Origin of the sequence: Alsobacter ponti (genome assembly GCF_024294805.1) — a bacterium.
GTDB lineage: Bacteria > Pseudomonadota > Alphaproteobacteria > Rhizobiales > Beijerinckiaceae > Alsobacter > Alsobacter ponti.
Map to the genome: position 1 here is coordinate 114,531 of NZ_JANCLU010000006.1, position 14,221 is coordinate 128,751.

At 69.9% G+C, this 14,221-nt stretch carries 13 protein-coding genes and 1 tRNA gene; 4 read left to right on the plus strand and 10 right to left on the minus strand.

What is annotated here, in order from left to right:
- Positions 1–16: 16 nt before the first annotated feature.
- The 9 genes from paaE to NK718_RS08210 form a co-directional block, all read right to left on the minus strand.
- Complete coding sequence (gene paaE, locus NK718_RS08170) at positions 17–1,093, minus strand: 1,2-phenylacetyl-CoA epoxidase subunit PaaE (protein ID WP_254740473.1); 1,077 nt, start codon at positions 1,091–1,093, stop codon at positions 17–19.
- A gap of 20 nt (positions 1,094–1,113) precedes the next feature.
- Positions 1,114–1,638 (minus strand): 1,2-phenylacetyl-CoA epoxidase subunit PaaD, encoded by a 525-nt coding sequence (gene paaD / locus NK718_RS08175; RefSeq protein ID WP_254740475.1) that lies wholly within the window; start codon positions 1,636–1,638, stop codon positions 1,114–1,116.
- Positions 1,639–1,649: 11 nt separating this feature from the next.
- On the minus strand, positions 1,650–2,429 hold the full coding sequence (paaC, locus tag NK718_RS08180; protein WP_254740477.1) for a 1,2-phenylacetyl-CoA epoxidase subunit PaaC: 780 nt from the start codon (positions 2,427–2,429) through the stop codon (positions 1,650–1,652).
- The gene (gene paaB, locus NK718_RS08185; RefSeq protein WP_254740479.1) at positions 2,429–2,713 is read right to left on the minus strand and encodes a 1,2-phenylacetyl-CoA epoxidase subunit PaaB; all 285 of its coding nucleotides are present in this window, start codon (positions 2,711–2,713) and stop codon (positions 2,429–2,431) included. The genes paaC and paaB overlap by 1 nt, the downstream gene beginning before the upstream one ends.
- Before the next feature lie 55 nt (positions 2,714–2,768).
- A complete protein-coding gene (paaA, locus tag NK718_RS08190) occupies positions 2,769–3,773 on the minus strand; it encodes a 1,2-phenylacetyl-CoA epoxidase subunit PaaA (protein ID WP_254740481.1) in 1,005 nt (334 codons plus the stop codon).
- Between the two features lie 16 nt (positions 3,774–3,789).
- Positions 3,790–4,995 carry a 3-oxoadipyl-CoA thiolase gene (gene pcaF, locus NK718_RS08195; RefSeq protein ID WP_254740483.1) on the minus strand — a complete coding sequence of 402 codons (1,206 nt, stop codon included), beginning with the start codon at positions 4,993–4,995 and terminating at the stop codon, positions 3,790–3,792.
- A gap of 162 nt (positions 4,996–5,157) precedes the next feature.
- Positions 5,158–6,096 carry a phenylacetic acid degradation operon negative regulatory protein PaaX gene (paaX, locus tag NK718_RS08200; RefSeq protein WP_254740485.1) on the minus strand — a complete coding sequence of 313 codons (939 nt, stop codon included), beginning with the start codon at positions 6,094–6,096 and terminating at the stop codon, positions 5,158–5,160.
- Between the two features lie 115 nt (positions 6,097–6,211).
- Positions 6,212–7,621: a type I glutamate--ammonia ligase gene (gene glnA, locus NK718_RS08205; RefSeq protein WP_254740487.1), complete on the minus strand. Its 1,410-nt coding sequence runs from the start codon at positions 7,619–7,621 to the stop codon at positions 6,212–6,214.
- 72 nt (positions 7,622–7,693) lie between these two features.
- The gene (locus NK718_RS08210; RefSeq protein WP_254740489.1) at positions 7,694–8,032 is read right to left on the minus strand and encodes a P-II family nitrogen regulator; all 339 of its coding nucleotides are present in this window, start codon (positions 8,030–8,032) and stop codon (positions 7,694–7,696) included.
- A 264-nt stretch (positions 8,033–8,296) separates the two neighbouring features.
- Here NK718_RS08210 and NK718_RS08215 point away from each other — a divergent pair, with 264 nt between their 5' ends.
- Positions 8,297–9,805 (plus strand): NAD(P)H-hydrate dehydratase, encoded by a 1,509-nt coding sequence (locus tag NK718_RS08215; protein WP_254740491.1) that lies wholly within the window; start codon positions 8,297–8,299, stop codon positions 9,803–9,805.
- 309 nt (positions 9,806–10,114) lie between these two features.
- Here NK718_RS08215 and NK718_RS08220 read toward each other — a convergent pair whose 3' ends face one another.
- A complete protein-coding gene (locus tag NK718_RS08220) occupies positions 10,115–11,584 on the minus strand; it encodes a multicopper oxidase family protein (RefSeq protein ID WP_254740493.1) in 1,470 nt (489 codons plus the stop codon).
- A 168-nt stretch (positions 11,585–11,752) separates the two neighbouring features.
- Here NK718_RS08220 and NK718_RS08225 point away from each other — a divergent pair.
- The 3 genes from NK718_RS08225 (at position 11,753) to NK718_RS08235 (ending at position 14,208) form a co-directional block, all read left to right on the plus strand.
- A tRNA-Leu gene (locus NK718_RS08225) sits at positions 11,753–11,837 on the plus strand.
- 69 nt (positions 11,838–11,906) lie between these two features.
- Positions 11,907–13,364 carry a trigger factor gene (gene tig, locus NK718_RS08230; RefSeq protein ID WP_254740495.1) on the plus strand — a complete coding sequence of 486 codons (1,458 nt, stop codon included), beginning with the start codon at positions 11,907–11,909 and terminating at the stop codon, positions 13,362–13,364.
- A gap of 220 nt (positions 13,365–13,584) precedes the next feature.
- The gene (locus NK718_RS08235) at positions 13,585–14,208 is read left to right on the plus strand and encodes an ATP-dependent Clp protease proteolytic subunit (RefSeq protein ID WP_254740497.1); all 624 of its coding nucleotides are present in this window, start codon (positions 13,585–13,587) and stop codon (positions 14,206–14,208) included.
- Positions 14,209–14,221: the final 13 nt, after the last annotated feature.

Sequence of the window (14,221 nt, forward strand, 5' to 3'; positions counted from 1 at the left end):
CGTCCTCCCGCTCCTCTTACTGGTCGTAGCTGACGACGACCTTGTCGGTCAGCGGGTAGCACTGGCAGGTGAGCACGTAGCCCTGGCGCACCTCGTAGTCCTCCAGGGCGTGGTTGGTGACCATCTCCACCTCGCCCTCCAGCACCTTGGCGCGGCAGGTGGAGCAAACGCCCGCCTTGCAGGCGTAGGGCGCGTCGAGATGGGCGGCGAGCGCCGCTTCCAGCAGGCTCTGCCCGTTCTTGGGCATGGCGAAGCTGCGCGTCGCGCCGTCCAGCGTCACGGTCGCCTCGCAGTTCGCGCCGGCGTCGGCGGCGTTGGCGCTGGCGGGGCGGGCCTTGGCCCGGCCCGGCTGGCCGGAGGCGAACAGCTCGAACTTGATGCGGCTGTCGTCCAGGCCGTGCTCGCGCAGGGCGGCCGCGATGGCCAGCATCATCGGCTCCGGGCCGCAGATGAAGGCGGTGTCGACCGAGGAAATGTCGATCCAGTTGCGGAACAGCTCGGCGCACTTGGCGGCGTCGACCCGGCCGGTGAACAGGTCGATCTCCTGCGCCTCGCTCTCCAGCACGTGCAGCACCGAGAGGCGGCCGAGATAGGTGTTCTTGGCGTCCTCCAGCTCCTCGCGGAACATGATCGAGGAGATCTGGCGATTGGCGTAGACCAGCGTGAAGCGGGACTTCGGCTCGCGCGCCAGCATGGTCTTGATGATCGACAGCACCGGGGTGATGCCGCTGCCGCCGGCGAAGGCCAGATAGTGCCGCGCCGCGTCGGCCTCGATGGGCGTGTGGAACGAGCCCATCGGCGGCATGGCCTCGAGAACCTCGCCGGGCTTCAGGTTCTCGTTCGCCCAGGTCGAGAACGCGCCGCCGTCGACGCGCTTGATGCCGACGCGCAGCACGCCGTCATCCTTGCCGGCGCAGATCGAGTAGGAGCGGCGCAATTCCACTCCGTCGAACATCTTGCGGAACGTGAGGTACTGACCCTGGATGAAGTCGAACAGGGCGCCGTCGTCAGACGTGGGCTTCAGCGTGACGACGACGGCGTCGCGCGTCTCCCGGCGCACTTCGGTGACTTCGAGGGGATGAAAACGTGCCATGTGCCGTCACTCCCGCATCGTCAGATGCATTTGAAATAGTCGAAGGGCTCGAGGCAGGCCTTGCAGCGATAGCTCGCCTTGCATGGCGTCGACCCGAACTGGCTGATCTTCTCCGTGTCGGAGGACCCGCAGCGCGGGCAGGGGATTGTCAGGTTCGACCCGCCGACGAGGCTGTTGACGCGGGCCATCAGGCGGCCATCGGCGGCGGTGCCGTCGATCGGCGGGGCGATGCCGTAGGCGCGCAGCTTGTCGCGGCCTTCCGGGCTGATCCAGTCGGTGGTCCAGGGCGGCGACAGCCGGCGCTCGAGGCGCAGCTTCTCGATCCCGTGGTCGCGCAGCGCCTGCTCGATGTCGAGGTTGATCACCGTCGTCGCGGGGCAGCCCGAATAGGTGGGCGTCACGGTGACGACGAGCGTGTCTCCCTCCCACGCGACGTCGCGCACGATGCCGAGATCCGTCAGCGAGATCACCGGGATCTCGGGGTCCGGCACCTTGGAGAGCCAGCCCCAGACCTCGTCGGTCGACGGCAGGGTGAGCGCGCCCATCGCCGCCGCTCCTACCAGGTCGCGCCGGGATAGGCGCGCTGCAGGAACTGCATCTCGGCGAGGATGTAGCCGAGGTGCTCGGTGTGGACGCCGCGCTTGCCGCCCTTGTGGACGTAGCCCGAGCTGGGGATCGCCAGCGTCGCTTCGCCGAGCACGCGGGCCACGGCCGCGTCCCACGCGGGCTTCAGGCTCGCCGGGCTCGGCGCCACGCCGGCGTCGGCCAGGGCCTCGTCGGCGTCGTCGCCCACGAACAGCTCGCCCGTGTACGACCACAGCTCGTCCAGCGCGTTCTGCATGCGGCGATGGCTCTCGGCCGTGCCGTCGCCGAGCCGGACCACGAGGTCGGCCGAGCGCTCCAGGTGGTAGGACACTTCCTTGATCGCCTTGGCGGCGATCTCGGCGACGCGCGGGTCGGTGGAGCCCTGCAGCGCCTTGAGCAGTTCGAAGTGCCAGGCGTCGAACAGGAACTGGCGCATCAGCGTTTGGCCGAAGTCGCCGTTCGGGCGCTCCACCAGCAGCACGTTGCGGAACTCGGCGGCGTCGCGCAGATAGGCCAGGTTGTCGGCGGTGCGGCCCTGGCCCTCCACCTCGCCGGCGAGCCCGAGCCAGAGCTGCGTCTGGCCGATCAGGTCCAGCGCGGTATTGGCGAGCGCGATGTCCTCCTCAAGCACGGGCGAATGCCCGCACCACTCGGAGACGCGGTGGCCGAGGATCAGCGTGTTGTCCCCGGTGCGCAGCAGGAATTCGAGCAGGGCGGCCCTGCCGGCAGCGGTGTCGGCGAGCGCGGCCATCACATGTGCCCCACTTCTTCAGGGATCTCGAAGAAGGTCGGGTGACGGTAGACCTTCGAGTTCGACGGCTCGAACAGCGGGCCCTTGTCGGACGGGCTCGACGCCGAGATGTCGTTCGACTTGACGACCCAGATGCTCACGCCCTCGTTGCGGCGCGTGTAGACGTCGCGGGCGTGCTTGATCGCCAGCTCCGCGTCGGGCGCGTGCAGGCTGCCGACGTGGCGATGGTTGAGGCCGTGCTGGCCGCGGATGAAGACTTCCCAAAGGGGCCATTCGCTGGACATTTGTGACGCTCCCGGTGGTGTTGGGGAAGCGGCGGCGGGGGGCCGCCGGATTGGCTCACTCGGCGGCGACGCGGGCGGCGGCGCGGCGGTCGGCGACCTTCTCGGCATGGGCGACGAGGCCGTCGCGGAACCACGCGCCGTCCTCCCACGCCTTGACGCGGGCGTTCATCCGCTCGCGGTTGCACGGCCCGTTGCCGGCGATGACGTCGAAGAACTCGGACCAGTCCGGCTCGGTGAAGTCGTGGCCGGCCTTTTCCTCGTTCCACTTGAGGTCCGGGTCGGGGATCGTCAGGCCGAGATACCTGGCCTGCGGCACGGTCTGGTCGACGAATTTCTGGCGCAGCTCGTCGTTGGTGTTGATCTTGATCTTCCACGCCATCGACTGGGCGGAATGGACCGAGTCCTTGTCCGACGGGCCGAACATCATCAGCGCCGGGTACCAGAAGCGGTTCAGCGCGTCCTGGGCCATGGCCTTCTGGGCGGGCGTGCCGAAGGCCATCTTCATCATGATGTCGTAGCCCTGGCGCTGGTGGAAGCTCTCCTCCTTGCAGATGCGGACCATTGCCCGGCTGTAAGGGCCGTAGGAGGTCTTCTGCAGCTGCACCTGGTTCATGATGGCGGCGCCGTCGACGAGCCAGCCCACCGCGCCGATATCGGCCCAGTTCAGCGTCGGGTAGTTGAAGATGGAGGAGTACTTCATCTTGCCCGAGTGCAGCAGGGCCAGCAGCTCGTCGCGGCTGACGCCCAGCGTCTCGGCGGCGCAGTAGAGATAGAGGCCGTGGCCGGCCTCGTCCTGCACCTTGGCGAGCAGGATGGCCTTGCGCTCCAGCGTCGGGGCGCGGGTGATCCAGTTGCCCTCGGGCAGCTGCCCGACGATCTCGGAATGCGCGTGCTGGCCGATCTGCCGGATCAGCGTCTTGCGGTAGGCCTCGGGCATCCACTCCTTCGGCTCGATCTTCTCGCCGCGGTCGACGCGCTCCTGGAAGTCGCGCTCCTGCGGGTTCATCTCAGCCAGGCTCTTCACCCGGTCGCTGTCCGTCTTCACCATCTGGGCGTACATGGCAGACCTCCTCCCGTCAGACGCGTTCGATAATCATGGCGATGCCCTGGCCGACGCCGATGCACATGGTGCACAGCGCGTATCGGCCACCCCGGCGATGCAGTTCGTACATGGCGGTCGTCACCAGCCGCGCGCCGCTCATGCCGAGCGGGTGACCGAGCGCGATGGCGCCGCCATTGGGGTTCACGTGCGCGGCGTCGTCGGGCAGGCCGAGATCGCGCAGCACGGCGAGCGCCTGCGCGGCGAACGCCTCGTTCAGCTCGATGACGTCCATCTGGTCCAGCGTCATGCCGGCCTTGGCCAGCACGCGGCGGACGGCAGGCGCGGGGCCGACGCCCATGACGCGGGGCTCGACGCCGGCCGCCGCCATGGCGATGACGCGAGCCTTCGGCGTGAGGCCCTGCGCCCTCGCCATCGCCTCGGAGGCGAGCACCAGCGCGGCCGCGCCGTCGTTGACGCCGGAGGCGTTGCCGGCGGTGACGGTCAGCTCGGGGCCGTTGACGCCCTTCAGCCTGGCGAGCTGCTCGACCGTCGTGCCGGGGCGGGGATGCTCGTCGCGGTCGATGACGACCGGGTCGCCCTTCTTCTGCGGGATGCGGACCGGCGCGATCTCGGCGGCGAACACGCCGGCCTCCTGCGCCGCCGCCCAGCGGGCCTGGCTGCGCGCGGCGAAGGCGTCCTGGTCGGCGCGGTTGACGCCGTAGGCCTCCGCGACGTTGTCGGCGGTCTCGGGCATCGAGTGCGTGCCGTACTTCGCCTTGATGCGCGGGTTCGGGAAGCGCCAGCCGATGGTGGTGTCGTAGACCGCGTTGGCGCGGGAGAAGGCGGTGTCGGCCTTGGGCATGACGAAGGGGGCGCGGGTCATGCTCTCGACGCCGCCGGCGATCACCATCTCGCAGTCGCCGGCCTTGATGGCGCGGGCCGCCATGCCGACGGCGTCCATGCCGGAGCCGCACAGCCGGTTGACGGTGGTGCCGGGCACGCCGATGGGCAGGCCGGACAGCAGCACGGCCATGCGGCCGACATTGCGGTTGTCCTCGCCCGCCTGGTTGGCGCAGCCGTAGATGAGGTCGTCGACCTGGCTCCAGTCGACGGAGGGGTTGCGCTCCATGAGCGCTGTGAGGGGCAGGGCCGCGAGGTCGTCGGCGCGGATGGAGGCGAGCGCGCCGCCATAGCGGCCGATCGGCGTCCGGACCGCGTCGCAGATGAATGCCTCGCCCATTTCCGATCCTCCCCGGTGTGTCGATCCGGCTCGCTTGCCAGGAACCATTGATCGACCGGTCGGTCATTTTATAGCGACTCGAACATCACAGATCAACCCCTATTTCGCGGGATCGTGTGATGTTTCGCGTGACGTCGATCGCCGACGATCATGCGCCTTTCTTCAACGGCGCGCACGCCCCGCGGTTCGCGCCAGCCCGTCGAGGCGGCGCGCGGTGGTCGGCGTCGATTCGGGCAGCGGCCCATCGGCGGAGACGAAGGCCTCGGCGACGTGCCGGTCCGCGCCCGGCGAGAGGTCGGCGTAGAGCCGGGCGAAGAGGAGGCGCGCGTCGCGGCCCGGCCAGTCCTCCGGCAGGGCGTCGGCCGGCAGGCGCGGGTCGCGCAGCGCCTCGTGGCGGAACTGGTGGACGAGCAGCAGCCGCAGCAGCAGCGCCTGCGCCGGGGCGACGCGCAGCCCGGAGGCGAGGGCGGCGGCGACCGGCGCGAACCGCGTCACGAACTCCGCGTAGGCGGCGGCGTGCGGGGCGAGGTCCCAGGTCTGGCGGGCGAAGGCGCGCAGCGCCGAAGCGTCCGCCCCCGCCGCCGCCTCGAACACGACGCCCTGGGCGTCGGCGATCGCGCCGGCTCGTTCGCGCGTCGGCCCCACCAGCCATCCCGGCGCGAGGCGCGCGAAGCCGGCCCGCTCCAGCGCCGCCAGGCTCTCCTCGGCCGGATCGGGCAGCCAGACGAAGCGCCAGCCGTCCTCGTCCGGCGGCTCGAACAGCACGCGCGCGGCGGCGAGGAACTGACGCTTCGCCTCGTCCGTGAGGCGGTAGTAGCTGCGCCGCCCCTCGCGGTCTCCGGCGAGCTGGCCGGCGGCCACCAGCCGCGACACGGCGGTGCGCACCAGCGTCTCGCTGATGCCCACGCTGGCGCAGGTCTCGATGATGTTGCCGATCCACAGCCGCCCGCCGCGCGGCTCCACCACGTCGCCGTAGATGGTCACGATGAAGCTGCCCGCCCGCGGCGTCAGGCCGCGCAGCGCGTCGGCGAGCAGCGCGTGGGCTGGATCGCCGGACGTGGCGCGTCGGCGGCGCGGCTTCGTGTCGGCCTGGTCGGTCATGCCCCTGCCGTATCGCGGCGGCCGGCGAAACACAAACCCGGGCGGGTTCGCCGCCCGCTCCCAACGAAAAAGGGCCGCCCGAGGGCGGCCCTTCCATCCGGCTGAGCGCGGCGGCTCAGTAGGAATAGTACATCGTGAACTCGATCGGGTGCGGCGTCATCTCGAACTTCATGACGTCCTGCATCTTCAGCTCGATGTAGCTGTCGATGAAGTCGTCGTTGAACACGCCGCCGGCCTTCAGGAAGTTGCGGTCCTTGTCGAGGTTGGCGAGGGCCTCGCGCAGCGAGCCGCACACCGTCGGGATCTTCTTCAGCTCGCGCGGCGGCAGGTCGTAGAGGTCCTTGTCCATCGCCGGGCCGGGATCGATCTTGTTCTGGATGCCGTCGAGGCCGGCCATCAGCAGGGCCGCGAAGGCGAGGTAGGGGTTCGCCATCGGGTCGGGGAAGCGCACCTCGACGCGCTTGGCCTTCGGCGAGGTCGTGTACGGGATGCGGCAGGACGCCGAGCGGTTGCGCGCCGAGTAGGCGAGCAGCACGGGGGCCTCGTAGCCCGGGACGAGACGCTTGTAGGAGTTCGTCGACGGGTTGGTGAAGGCGTTCAGCGCCTTGGCGTGCTTGATGACGCCGCCGATGTACCACAGGCACTCCTGCGAGAGGTCGGCGTACTTGTTGCCCGCGAAGGTCGGCTTGCCGCCCTTCCAGATCGACTGGTGGACATGCATGCCCGAGCCGTTGTCGCCGAAGATCGGCTTCGGCATGAACGTGGCCGTCTTGCCGTAGCTCTGGGCGACGTTGTGGATGCAGTATTTGTAGATCTGCATCTGGTCGGCCATGTGCGTCAGCGTGTCGAACTTCATGCCCAGCTCATGCTGGGCGGAAGCCACCTCGTGGTGGTGCTTCTCGACCTTGACGCCCATCGCCGCCATCGCGGCCAGCATCTCGCCGCGCATGTCCTGCGCGCTGTCCTGCGGCGGAACCGGGAAGTAGCCGCCCTTGATGGCGATGCGGTGGCCGAGGTTGCCGCCCTCGTACTCCGTGTCGGCGTTGATGGGCAGCTCGATCGAGTCGAGCTTGAAGCCGGTGTTGTACGGGTCGGAGGTGAAGCGCACGTCGTCGAACACGAAGAACTCGGCCTCGGGGCCCACGTACACCGTGTCGCCGATCCCGGTCTGCTTCAGGAAGGCCTCGGCCTTCTTGGCGATGCCGCGCGGATCGCGGGGATAGGGCTCGCCCGTCGTCGGCTCCAGGATGTCGCACACGATCGACATGGTGGACGCCGCGAAGAAGGGGTCCATCTGGGCCGTCGTCGGGTCCGGCATCAGCGTCATGTCGGACTCGTTGATCGCCTTCCAGCCGGCGATCGAGGAGCCGTCGAACATCGTGCCCTCGGCGAAAATGTCCTCGTCCACCATCGAGACGTCGAACGTGACGTGCTGCCACTTGCCGCGCGGGTCGGTGAACCGGAAGTCGACGTACTTGACGTCGTTGTCCTTGATCGCCTTGAGGACATCCTTGGCGGTCTTCATCAGTCGAAATCCTCTGTCAGAAGTGTCGAAACCGGGGTGTGTCGAGCGGGAGAACTCGGGACGTGCGGGCCATCAAATCGCGTCGAGACCGGTCTCGCCGGTCCGGATGCGGATCGCCTCTTCCACGGGGGATACAAAAATCTTGCCATCGCCGATCCGCCCGGTCTGGGCCGCCTTGCGGATGGCGTCGACGGCCTGGTCGACCATGTCGTCGGGCAGCACGATCTCGATCTTCACCTTGGGAAGGAAGTCGACGACGTACTCCGCGCCGCGATACAGTTCCGTGTGGCCCTTCTGGCGTCCGAAACCCTTGGCCTCGGTGACGGTGATGCCCTGGAGCCCGACGTCCTGCAGGGCCTCCTTCACGTCGTCGAGCTTGAACGGCTTGATGATCGCTTCGATCTTCTTCATAGGCGCGAGTGTCCTGCGCTCACCGGGTGGAGGCCGTGTCGGAAAGACCGAGCGTCATTAGCATCAACTGCGGAGGCGCGCCAACCCGACTTTTGCCCGCGCGGGCCGCGCGATTGCCCAACCGCGCGGCACCCGACCGCGAGTTTCGAAACACGCGCCCAGCGCCTGGGCAGGGACTGCACAAAAAAGCGGCATATGGATACGCTGAAGGCGCTGTAGCGACGGCGTGCAAGGCTCGAGGACGTGGCGACCGAGGGGGACCGGATGAACGAGGTACTGTCGACGGCGCAGATGGGGGAGGCGGACCGCCTCGCCATCGCGGCGGGAACGCCGGGATCCGAGCTGATGGACAAGGCCGGCCGCGCGGTGGCGGACGTGGTGGCGCGCCGTCACAAGGCGGGCGAGCGCGTGCTGGCGCTGTGCGGCCCGGGCAACAATGGCGGCGACGGCTTCGTGGCCGCGCGCGTGCTCGCCGGGCGCGGCTTCCGGGTCCGCGTGGCCCTTCTCGGCGCGCGCGAGGCCCTCAGGGGCGACGCGGCCGGCGCGGCGGCGCTGTGGAGCGGCGCGGTCGAGCCCGCCTCGGCCGCCGATCCCGCCGAGTGCGACGTGATCGTCGACGCGCTGTTCGGCGCGGGATTGGCCCGCGACCTTGACGGCGAGGCGCTGGCACTGGTCGAGCGGGTCAACGCGTCCGGCGTTCCGGTGGTCGCTGTCGACGTGCCGTCCGGCGTCGACGGCAACACCGGGGCGGTGCGCCGCGCGGCGATCCGGGCGGCCGAGACGGTGACGTTCTTCCGGCCCAAGCCGGGGCACCTGCTCCTGCCGGGCCGGCTTCGTTGCGGTCCGGTGCGGATCGCCGACATCGGCATTCCCGACGCGGTGCTCGCGACGATCCGCCCCGCCTGCTGGGCCAACGGCACACGGCTGTGGCGGCCCGCGTTCCGCGCGCCCGCGCCCGAGGGCCATAAATATGGACGTGGCCACGCGCTCGTGCTGTCCGGCGGCGCGGAAGGGGCGGGGGCCGCCCGGCTCGCCGCACGCGGCGCGTTGCGCATCGGCGCGGGGCTCGTCACCATCGCCACGCCGTCCGACGCGCTGGCGCTGCACGCCGGCCGGCCGGACGCGGTCATGCTGCGCCGGAGCGACGGACCCGCTGGCCTCGCGGCTCTGCTGGCGGACCGCCGGCGCAACGCCTGGGTCGTGGGACCGGCCGCCGGCGTGGGCGAGAGGACGCGCGAGCTGGTCGCGGCGGCGCTGGCATCCGGCGCGCACGGGGTGCTCGACGCCGACGCCCTGACCAGCTTCGAGGGCGCGTCGGCCGAGCTGGCCAGGGCGCTGGCGGCGCGGCCCGGCGGCGCGGGCCAGGCCATCGTGCTGACGCCTCACGAGGGCGAATTCGGCCGGCTCTTCAAGGACTCGCCGCCGGTGGCGTCGGCGGGCTCCAAGCTGGAGCGGGCGCGGGCGGCGGCCGCGTCCCTCGGCGCGGTCGTCGTCCTGAAAGGCCCTGACACGGTGATCGCCGCGCCGGACGGCCGCGCCGCCATCAACGCCAACGGCACGCCGTTCCTCGCCACGGCGGGCTCCGGCGACGTGCTCTCCGGCATCGTCGCGGGGCTGCTGGCGCAGTCCGTACCGGCCTTCGAGGCCGCCTGCGCGGGCGTATGGTTCCACGCCGAGGCCGGATGCGCGGTCGGCCCGGGCCTGATCGCAGACGACCTGCCGGATGCGCTGCCGAAGGTGCTCAAGGCCTATTTCGCCGAAGCGGGGACGTGATGTCCGCATTCAGCCGAAGGACCCACTGGGGGATTCGCGAAATCGGCGCCGCCGCCCGTCCCCGGGCCGGTGCAGCGTCAGCGGAACCGGACCCGGGGCCCAGCGAACTATGTCGCGCGTCAGCGCGTCCTTATGGGTTTTCCCCAATGAGCGCCGCTTCGCGGCCACATCCATGCGCTGGCCCCCGGATTCCCCTCCGCTGACGCTCCGGGGCTCCGGGCACGGGGGCGGACTTGCGTCCGCCCTTTGCGGCGAGGCGCGGGGCGCTTGCCGCGGCAGGTTCTCGCCCTGAGCTTATGAGTCCCGGCCCTAGGTGACCTCGAACCACGCGCTGAGGCCGGTATCCAGCCGCTCGAGGATGCCGGAGCCCACCAGCCAGCGCCCCTTGTTGTCGGCGACGAAGGCGAAGCGGACCGTCTGCCCCTCGGGCGCGGTGACGCTGTCGAGCCAGTAGGGCTCCCAGCCGTCGTCGTAGGGGTGCAGGATCCGCGCGCAGTGGCCGTGCAGGTGCAGCACCTGCGCGAAGGCCGTGCGGTTGATCAGCGTCATTACCACCGGCGTTCCCCGCTTGACGCTGAACAGCGGCTTGCCGAAGCGCTCGCCGAGGACCGGGCCGGAGACGCCGTTCACGGTCCAGATGCGCTGCGGGTCGCCGTGATATTCGAGGCCGGTCGGGCCGGGGCGGGCGCCGCCCTCGACCAGCAGGTCGGCCCGGTGGGCCTTCTGCAGCGGGATCGCCGCCGGCAGCAGCCGGTTTTCGGCGAGCGGGCTCAAGGGCGGAAAGGCGGCGCGGCGGTTGCGCGCCGGCGGGCCCTCGGCGACCAGGTTGACGAGCCGCACGCCGTCGCCGATCAGCGCGTCCACGCCGCCGGCAGGGCCGGGCTGGGCCGGGAGTTCGACGATAATCTCGTAGCGCGCGCCGGGCGCGAAGGGCAGGGTGGACCGCAGCGGCTCGAACGTGTCGGTCGGCTGGCCGTCCACGGCGACGACATAGGCGCGCGGCCCCTGGAAGCGGATGCGCATCAGCCTTGCGTTGCACAGGCTGGCGAAGCGCAGGCGAATTCGGCCGCCGGGCGGCCCGCTGACGGTGGCGGGGACCGGCGCGCCGTTGACCGTGACGAGGTTTCCGAGGCGTCCGGCGAAGGCGCGCTCGCGCGGCTCCCCGAACGGCTCCTGCCGTCCGTCGTCGGACAGCCGCCAGTCGTCGACCGCGATCACCGTGTCGAGATCGACCGGCGGCGCCGAGGGATCGTCGACGACGACCACGCCGGCCAGCCCGTGGTCGGTCTGCTCGCCGGCGAGGCCCAGCGTCATCGGGCGGTAGATGAAAGTTCCGGCGTCCGGCGGCGTGAAGCGCAGGTCCTGCGTCCCCGAGGGGGCGACCGCCTCCTGCGTCAGGCCCGAGACGCCGTCGAAGGCGTTGTCGATCCGCACGCCGTGCCAGTGCAGGCTCAGCGGCTTGCCGGTGTTGTTGACGAGGCGGGCTTTCAGCGCCTCGCCGCGCGTGATGCGCAGTTCCGGCCCCGGGGCGCGGCGGCCGAAGGCCAGGATCTCGGTTTCCATCCCCGGCCTGAACGCCATCATCGAGGGCTGCGCGGCGAGATGCACGGTCGGCACGCCGTCCGATGGGCCGGCCTGGGCCGTGGCCTTGGGGGCGACGCTCTGCGCCCGCGCGCTGGGGAGGGCGGCGGCGAGCCCGACCGCGGCGGACCCGGCGAGCAGCGCCCGTCGATCCGGCCTCGCGGCGGCCCCGTCATCCTGCCGGCGCTTGCGTCCCATCGGCGACTCCCGCGGCCGCTCCGGCCGATGACGCGTCTTCTCGCATGGCCGCGCGCGGCAGGCGAGGGGGCGGCGGGGAGGGGCGGGTATTTTTCACTGGCGCGCGCGGACTTCCGTGCTATAGAGCCGCACCCGGCGGGAGGTCCCCGCGCGGGGATGGCTGCCCATGCGGGCGTGGCGGAACTGGTAGACGCGCCGGATTTAGGTTCCGGTGGCGAAAGTCGTGGGGGTTCGAGTCCCTCCGCCCGCACCAGCGCCCGCCGCCGGCATTGGCGCGGACCCTCCCCGGTCCATGAATTTCTGTTCGAAGGCACGTCAGATCATGCAGGTCACGCAAACACTGTCTGAGGGGTTGAAGCGCGAATTCCAGGTCGTGCTTCCCGCCAAGGATCTCGAAGAGCGGCTTTCGACCGAACTCGCGAACCTCAAGGACAAGGTCCGCATCAACGGGTTCCGCCCCGGCAAGGTGCCGGTGCAGCACCTGCGGCGCGTCTACGGCCGCTCGGTGATGGCCGACGTGCTGCAGAACATCGTCAACGAGACGAACCGCAAGATCGTCGAGGAGAACGAGCTGAAGCTGGCGCTCGAGCCGCAGGTCGAGTTCCCCGAGGACAAGGAGACGATCGAAGCGGCCATGGAGGCGCGCGGCGAGCTCTCCTACAAGGTGGCGCTCGAGGTGCTGCCGAAGTTCGAGGTCGCCGACTTCGCCGGCCTGCACGTCACCCGCGAGACGGCCGAGGTGCCCGAGTCGGAGATCGACGAGGCGCTGGAGCGCATGGCCAAGCAGAACCGCAGCTTCGCGCCGAAGGGCGACGACGCGGCGGCGGCCGACGGCGACCGCGTGGTCATCGATTTCGAGGGCTTCATCGACGGCGTCGCCTTCGAGGGCGGCACGGGCACGGACATCTCCGTCGACATCGGCTCCGGCACGTTCATCCCGGGCTTCGAGCAGCAGCTTGTCGGCGCCAAGGCCGGCGAGGAGCGCACGATCGAGGCCACCTTCCCGGAGAACTACGGCGCGGCCCACCTGGCCGGCAAGGCCGCCAGCTTCAAGGTGAAGGTCAAGGAGGTCCAGGCCCCGGGCGAGTCGACGATCGACGACGAGCTCGCCACGAAGTTCGGCATGGAGAACCTCGACGCCCTGAAGGCCGCGATTCGCGGCTCGATCGAGGGCGAATACGCCGCCGTGGGACGCCGCAAGCTGAAGCGCCAGCTTCTCGACGCGCTGGACCAGCAATACGCGTTCGACCTGCCGCCCTCGCTGCTGACGCAGGAATTCGAGAACATCTGGCGTCAGGTGCAGTCGGATCTCCAGCAGTCGGGCAAGAGCTTCGCCGACGAGGGGACGACCGAGGAGGAGTCCCGCGCCGAGTACGAGAAGATCGCGGCCCGCCGCGTCCGCCTCGGCCTCGTGCTCGCCGAGATCGGCGAGCAGGCCAAGGTGCAGATCAGCGACGACGAGCTGACGCAGGCGCTTGTCGAGCGCGCCCGGCAGTTCCCCGGCCAGGAAAAGATGGTGTGGGACTTCTACCGCAAGAATCCTCAGGCGCTGGCTGAGCTTCGCGCTCCGCTGTTCGAGGAAAAGGTGGTGGATCACATCCTCGCGACGGCCACGGTGACGGACAAGACGGTGTCGAAGGAAGAGCTGCTCGACGAGAGCGACGGCGAATCCAAGCCGGCCGCCGAGGCCTCGGCCGAGGAGCCGAAGAAGGCCAAGCCGAAGAGCCGCGCCAAGAAGGCGGCGCCGGAAGCCGGGTCGGAGACGCCCGCGTCCGAGTGATTGGAGGTCCGCGACGGGCCTCGTGACGTCGAAGGGCAGCGACCTCCGGGTGGCTGCCCTCGTTTTTTGCGCGATCCGCGCCGCCGGCGCGGCCCCGCCCGTGGGTGTTCACCAATCGGCGCGCGACCCTTTGCGCCGGGACTTCCCATGACTATGTTGGGTGCGTCGCGCCGATTTGCGACGCAGCACCCTGAGCTTCACCTTATTGATGGGCACGACCATGCGCGATCCGATCGAAGTCTATAACAACATGCTCGTGCCGATGGTCGTGGAACAGTCGAATCGCGGCGAACGCGCCTTCGACATTTATTCCCGGCTTCTGCGCGAACGCGTGATCTTCCTGACCGGCCCGGTCGAGGACAACATGGCCTCCCTCGTGGTGGCCCAGCTGCTGTTCCTCGAGTCGGAGAACCCCAAGAAGGAGATCTCCATCTACATCAACTCCCCCGGCGGCATCGTCACCTCCGGGCTGGCGATCTACGACACGATGCAGTTCATCCGGCCGCCGGTGTCGACGCTGTGCGTCGGCCAGGCCGCGTCGATGGGCTCGCTGCTGCTCGCCGCCGGCGAGGCGGGGATGCGCTTCGCGCTGCCCAACGCCCGCATCATGGTCCACCAGCCCTCGGGCGGCTACCAGGGGCAGGTGACCGACATCCTGATCCACGCCCGCGAGGTCGAGAGCCTGAAGCGCCGCCTCAACGAGATCTACGAGAAGCACACGGGCAAGGACTACAAGACCATCGAGGACGCGCTGGAGCGCGACAACTTCATGACGGCCGAGACCGCCAAGGCGTTCGGCATCGTCGACCAGGTGATGGAGAAGCGCCCGGTCGACCCCGTCTGAGGGTTTGGTCGGC

Coding starts and splice junctions, on each gene's coding strand:
- paaE (WP_254740473.1), bottom strand. CDS start 1,093: ATGGCACGTTTTCATCCCCTCGAAGTCACCGAAGTGCGCCGGGAGACG.
- paaD (WP_254740475.1), bottom strand. CDS start 1,638: ATGGGCGCGCTCACCCTGCCGTCGACCGACGAGGTCTGGGGCTGGCTC.
- paaC (WP_254740477.1), bottom strand. CDS start 2,429: ATGGCCGCGCTCGCCGACACCGCTGCCGGCAGGGCCGCCCTGCTCGAA.
- paaB (WP_254740479.1), bottom strand. CDS start 2,713: ATGTCCAGCGAATGGCCCCTTTGGGAAGTCTTCATCCGCGGCCAGCAC.
- paaA (WP_254740481.1), bottom strand. CDS start 3,773: ATGTACGCCCAGATGGTGAAGACGGACAGCGACCGGGTGAAGAGCCTG.
- pcaF (WP_254740483.1), bottom strand. CDS start 4,995: ATGGGCGAGGCATTCATCTGCGACGCGGTCCGGACGCCGATCGGCCGC.
- paaX (WP_254740485.1), bottom strand. CDS start 6,096: ATGACCGACCAGGCCGACACGAAGCCGCGCCGCCGACGCGCCACGTCC.
- glnA (WP_254740487.1), bottom strand. CDS start 7,621: ATGAAGACCGCCAAGGATGTCCTCAAGGCGATCAAGGACAACGACGTC.
- NK718_RS08210 (WP_254740489.1), bottom strand. CDS start 8,032: ATGAAGAAGATCGAAGCGATCATCAAGCCGTTCAAGCTCGACGACGTG.
- NK718_RS08215 (WP_254740491.1), top strand. CDS start 8,297: ATGAACGAGGTACTGTCGACGGCGCAGATGGGGGAGGCGGACCGCCTC.
- NK718_RS08220 (WP_254740493.1), bottom strand. CDS start 11,584: ATGGGACGCAAGCGCCGGCAGGATGACGGGGCCGCCGCGAGGCCGGAT.
- tig (WP_254740495.1), top strand. CDS start 11,907: ATGCAGGTCACGCAAACACTGTCTGAGGGGTTGAAGCGCGAATTCCAG.
- NK718_RS08235 (WP_254740497.1), top strand. CDS start 13,585: ATGCGCGATCCGATCGAAGTCTATAACAACATGCTCGTGCCGATGGTC.